Annotated in this window: 3 protein-coding genes; all 3 read left to right on the top strand. The window is 74.8% G+C overall.

The genetic code is table 11. The features are described from left to right. The first annotated feature begins 82 nt into the window (after window positions 1-82). The 3 genes from ACSNOD_RS28400 to tkt are packed head-to-tail and all read left to right on the top strand — an operon-like array spanning window position 83 to window position 4,817. Window positions 83-706 carry an isochorismatase family protein gene (locus ACSNOD_RS28400; protein WP_436769934.1) on the top strand — a complete coding sequence of 208 codons (624 nt, stop codon included), beginning with the start codon at window positions 83-85 and terminating at the stop codon, window positions 704-706. Beyond that, window positions 703-2,634, top strand: a complete 1,932-nt coding sequence (locus ACSNOD_RS28395; RefSeq protein WP_436769933.1) for an anthranilate synthase family protein — start codon at window positions 703-705, stop codon at window positions 2,632-2,634. Before ACSNOD_RS28400 ends, ACSNOD_RS28395 begins: the two co-directional genes overlap by 4 nt. Further along, entirely contained in the window at window positions 2,631-4,817 is a 2,187-nt protein-coding gene (gene tkt / locus ACSNOD_RS28390) for a transketolase (protein ID WP_436769932.1), read from the top strand. Before ACSNOD_RS28395 ends, tkt begins: the two co-directional genes overlap by 4 nt. The last annotated feature ends 59 nt before the right edge of the window (window positions 4,818-4,876 follow it).

Raw genomic sequence — 4,876 nt, 5'->3', positions numbered from 1 at the left:
AGGTGACGACGACGCCCGGCGGCGGCCCCCGGCCGGACCGCCCGTGAAGGAACCCCCCCAGTCACCCCAGGAGAGGGACGCCATGCCCGGCATACCCCCCATCGAGCCGTACTCCCTGCCCACCCCGGGCGAGCTGCCCGAGAACACCGTGCGCTGGAGCGTGGACCCCGACCGCGCGGTCCTGCTCCTCCACGACATGCAGCGCTACTTCCTCAAGCCCTTCCCGCCGGCCCTGCGCGCGCAGATCGTCGACAACGCCGCCCTGCTGCGGGAGCGGTGCGCCGCTCTCGGCATCCCGGTGGCCTACACCGCCCAGCCGGGGGGCATGACCGAGGAACAGCGGGGCCTGCTCAAGGACTTCTGGGGGCCGGGCATGCGCACCGCCCCCGAGGACCGGCGCGTGGTCGACGCGCTGGCCCCCGCCCCCGGCGACTGGGTGTTCACCAAGTGGCGCTACAGCGCCTTCTTCCGTTCCGACCTGCTGGCGCGGATGCGCGAGACGGGCCGCGACCAGCTCGTCCTGTGCGGGGTCTACGCCCATGTGGGCGTGCTGATGACCGCCGTGGAGGCGTTCACCAACGACATCCGCACCTTCCTGGTCGCCGACGCCATCGGCGACTTCTCCGCCGACTACCACCGGCTCGCCGTCGAGTACGCGGCCCAGCGCTGCGCGATGGTCCTCACCGCGAAGGAGGTTCTGGCATGACCGACACCGGCGCTCGCGAACGACGGCCGGCGGCGCGGCCGCTCGACCGGATACTGGCGGGCGGGTCCCTGCCGTTCGCCCTGCTGCACCGGCCCGAGACCAACGGCGCCGAGGTGCTCGACGTACTGATCGGGGAGGTGTCCACGCCGGACACCCTGGCGGACATCCCGCTGCCCGCGCCGGCCGCCGCCGGCACCGACGGTCGGCGGGCCGGTGCGGAGGCCGGCCCGCGCCAGGAGGTGCTGGCGCTCGTGCCCTACCGGCAGATCGCCGAGCGCGGCTTCCACGCCACCGACGACGGCGCCCCGCTGATCGCGATGCGGATCACCGAGCAGGACACCCTGCCCGTGGAATCCGTCCTGGCCCGCATCCCCGAGCTGCCCATCGACCTGTCCGGCGGCCACTTCGACACCGACGACGACACCTACGCCGAGATCGTCCGCAAGGTCATCGCCGACGAGATCGGCGAGGGCGAGGGCGCCAACTTCGTCATCAAGCGCTCCTTCGTCGCCGACATCGGCGGCTGGACCCCGCTGCACGCCCTGACGTTCTTCCGCCGGCTGCTGCGCCGCGAGTCGGGCGCCTACTGGACCTTCGTCGTCCACACCGGCGAGCGCACCTTCGTCGGGGCCACCCCCGAGCGCCACATCAGCCTGCGCGACGGCGTCGCCGTGATGAACCCGATCAGCGGCACCTACCGCTACCCGCCGACCGGCCCCACCCTGCCGGAGGTCATGGACTTCCTCGCCGACCGCAAGGAGGCCGACGAGCTGTACATGGTCGTCGACGAGGAACTGAAGATGATGGCCCGGATCTGCGACACCGGCGGCCGGGTGGTGGGCCCGTACCTCAAGGAGATGGCCCGCCTGGCGCACACCGAGTACTTCATCGAGGGCCGCTCCCGGCGCGATCCGCGCGAGATCCTGCGCGAGACGATGTTCGCGCCCACCGTCACCGGCAGCCCGCTGGAGAGCGCCTGCCGGGTCATCGGCCGGTACGAGCCGCACGGCCGCGGCTACTACAGCGGGGTGGTCGCCCTCATCGGGCGGGACGTCGAGGGCGAGCGCACCCTCGACTCCTCCATCCTCATCCGCACCGCCGAGATCGACGCGGGCGGCCGGGTGTCCATCGGGGTGGGCGCGACGCTGGTGCGCCACTCCGACCCGGCCTCGGAGGTGGCCGAGACCCGGGCCAAGGCCTCCGGGCTGCTGGCCGCCCTGGAGGACCCCGGGCCGCTGCGCTTCGGCGAGCACCCCACCGTGCGGGCCGCCCTGGAGCGGCGCAACGCCACCATCGCGGGCTTCTGGCTGTCGCAGGACGCCACCCGCTCCCGCCCGGCGCCGACCCTGGAGGGCCGGCGGGTGCTGGTCGTCGACGCCGAGGACACCTTCACCTCCATGATCGACCACCAGCTGCGCTCGCTCGGCCTGTCGGTGACCGTGCGCCGCTTCGACGAGCCGTACTCCTTCGACGGCCACGACCTGGTGGTGATGGGCCCCGGCCCCGGCGACCCCCGGGACGCCGACCACCCCAAGATCGCCCACCTGCGGGCGGCCGTGGACCGGCTGCTCGCCGAGCGGCGCCGGTTCCTCGCCGTCTGCCTCAGCCACCAGGTGCTCTCGCTGCGGCTCGGCTTCGACCTGGTCCGCCGGGACGTGCCCAACCAGGGCGTGCAGCGCGCGATCGACCTCTTCGGCAGCCGGGAGCGGGTCGGCTTCTACAACACCTTCGCCGCCCGCAGCCGGGACGACAAGGTCGACTGCCCCGGCATCGGCGCGGTGGAGGTCAGCCGCGACCCGGCCACCGGCGAGGTGCACGCCCTGCGCGGCCCCCACTTCGCCTCGATGCAGTTCCACGCCGAGTCGGTCCTCACCCAGGACGGCGTACGGATCACCGGCGGACTGATGACGGAGGTACTGGCGTCATGACGACCGTGACCGAGAACCCGGCCGCCACCCCGGCCGGCGACAGCGCCGGCGGCCCCGGCTGGAACCTGTGCGGCACCCCCATGGACGGCTACTCCTGGGGCCGCCTCGACGACCGGGCCGTGGCCGTCGCCCGCGCCCTGGCCGTGGACGCGGTGGAGGCCGCCGGCCACGGCCACCCCGGCACCGCGATGAGCCTCGCCCCGGCCGCGCACCTGCTCTTCCAGCGGCTGCTGCGGCACGACCCGGCCGACCCCGGCTGGGCCGGCCGCGACCGCTTCGTCCTCTCCTGCGGCCACGCCGCCCTCACCCTCTACAACCAGCTCCACCTCTGCGGCTACGGGCTCGAACTGGACGACCTCAAGGCCCTGCGCAAGGCCGACAGCCGCACCCCCGGCCACCCCGAGCACGGGCTGACCCCCGGCGTGGAGACCACCACGGGGCCGCTCGGCCAGGGCCTGGCCAACGCCGTCGGCATGGCGATGGCCGCCCGCCGCGAACGCGGCCTGTTCGACCCCGACGCCCCCGCCGGCACCTCCCCGTTCGACCACACCATCTGGGTCTTCGCCTCCGACGGTGACCTGGAGGAGGGCATCAGCCACGAGGCCAGCTCGCTCGCCGGCCACCAGCGGCTGAACAACCTCGTGGTGCTCTACGACGACAACCGGATCTCCCTGGAGGGCGACACCCGCATCTCCCAGTCCGAGGACGTCCTCGCCCGCTACCGCGCCTACGGCTGGCACGTCCGCGAGGTCGACTGGACCACCCCCGAGGGCGGCTACCTGGAGAACATGCCCGCCCTCTACGCCGCCCTGGCCGCCGCCCGAGACGAGGCCCACCGGCCCTCCATCGTGGCCCTGCGCACCGTCATCGGCTGGCCCGCGCCCACCAAGCGCGACACCGGCGAGGTGCACGGCGCGCCGCTCGGCCCCGCCGAGGCCGCCGCCACCAAGGCTGCCCTGGGCCTGGACCCCGACCGCACCTTCCAGGTGCCGCCCGAGGTGCTCGCCCACACCCGCCGGGCCCTCGACCGCGGCCGGGCCGCCCACGCCGCCTGGCAGCGGGACTTCGACCGCTGGCGCGCCGCCCACCCGCACCGCGCCGCCCTCTACGACCGGCTGGCCGAGCGCCGGCTGCCGGCCGGCTGGACGGACGCCCTGCCCACCTTCGAACCCGGACAGGAGATCGCCACCCGCCGGGCCTCCGGCGAGGTGCTCAGCTCCCTGGCGGCCGTGCTGCCCGAACTGTGGGGCGGCTCCGCCGACCTGGCCGACAGCAACGGCACCACCATGAAGGGCGAGCCGTCCTTCGTCCCCGAGGCGTTCGCCACCCGCGCCCACCCCGGCCACCGCTACGGCCGCACCCTCCACTTCGGCGTCCGCGAGCACGCCATGGGGGCGATCCTCAACGGCATCGCCCTGCACGGCGGCACCCGGCCCTACGGCGGCACCTTCCTGGTGTTCTCCGACTACATGCGGCCCTCGGTGCGGCTGGCCGCCATGATGCGGCTGCCCGTCACCTATGTGTGGACGCACGACTCCATCGGCCTCGGCGAGGACGGCCCCACCCACCAGCCGGTGGAGCACCTGTGGTCGCTGCGCGGCATCCCCGGCCTGGACGTGGTGCGCCCGGCCGACGCCAACGAGACCGTGGCCGCCTGGCGGGCCGTGCTGGAGCACACCGACCGGCCCGCCGGGCTGTGCCTGACCCGGCAGGCCCTGCCGGTGCTCGACCGCTCGCCGGGCAGCGGGCTGGCCCCCGCCGACGGGGTGGCCCGCGGCGGCTATGTGCTCGCCGAGGCCGACGGCGGCACGCCCGAGGTGGTGCTGGTGGCCACCGGCAGCGAGGTGCCCATCGCCCTCGACGCCCGGAAGCTCCTCCAGGGCGAGGGCATCGCCACCCGGGTGGTGTCCATGCCGTGCCTGGAGTGGTTCCAGGAGCAGAGCCGGGAGTACCGCGACGAGGTGCTGCCGCCCGACGTGCGGGCCCGGGTCTCGGTCGAGGCCGGCTCGGCGCTCGGCTGGCACGCGCTCGTGGGCGAGGCGGGGGAGACCGTCGGGCTCGACGGATTCGGTGCCTCCGCGCCGTACCGCACCCTGTACGAGACGTTCGGCCTGACCGCCGGGCGGGTGGCGGCCGCCGCCCGCGCGAGCCTGGCCCGAGCGGCGCGCGGGGGCCGCCGCTGACGCCCCGCGGCGGACCGGCCCGGGTGCGTTGCACACCCCCGTACCCCTGTGCCCCCGTG

Origin of the sequence: Streptomyces sp. URMC 123 (assembly GCF_051386515.1) — a bacterium.
GTDB lineage: Bacteria > Actinomycetota > Actinomycetes > Streptomycetales > Streptomycetaceae > Streptomyces.
This window is presented reverse-complemented; position numbering and strand designations above follow the sequence as displayed.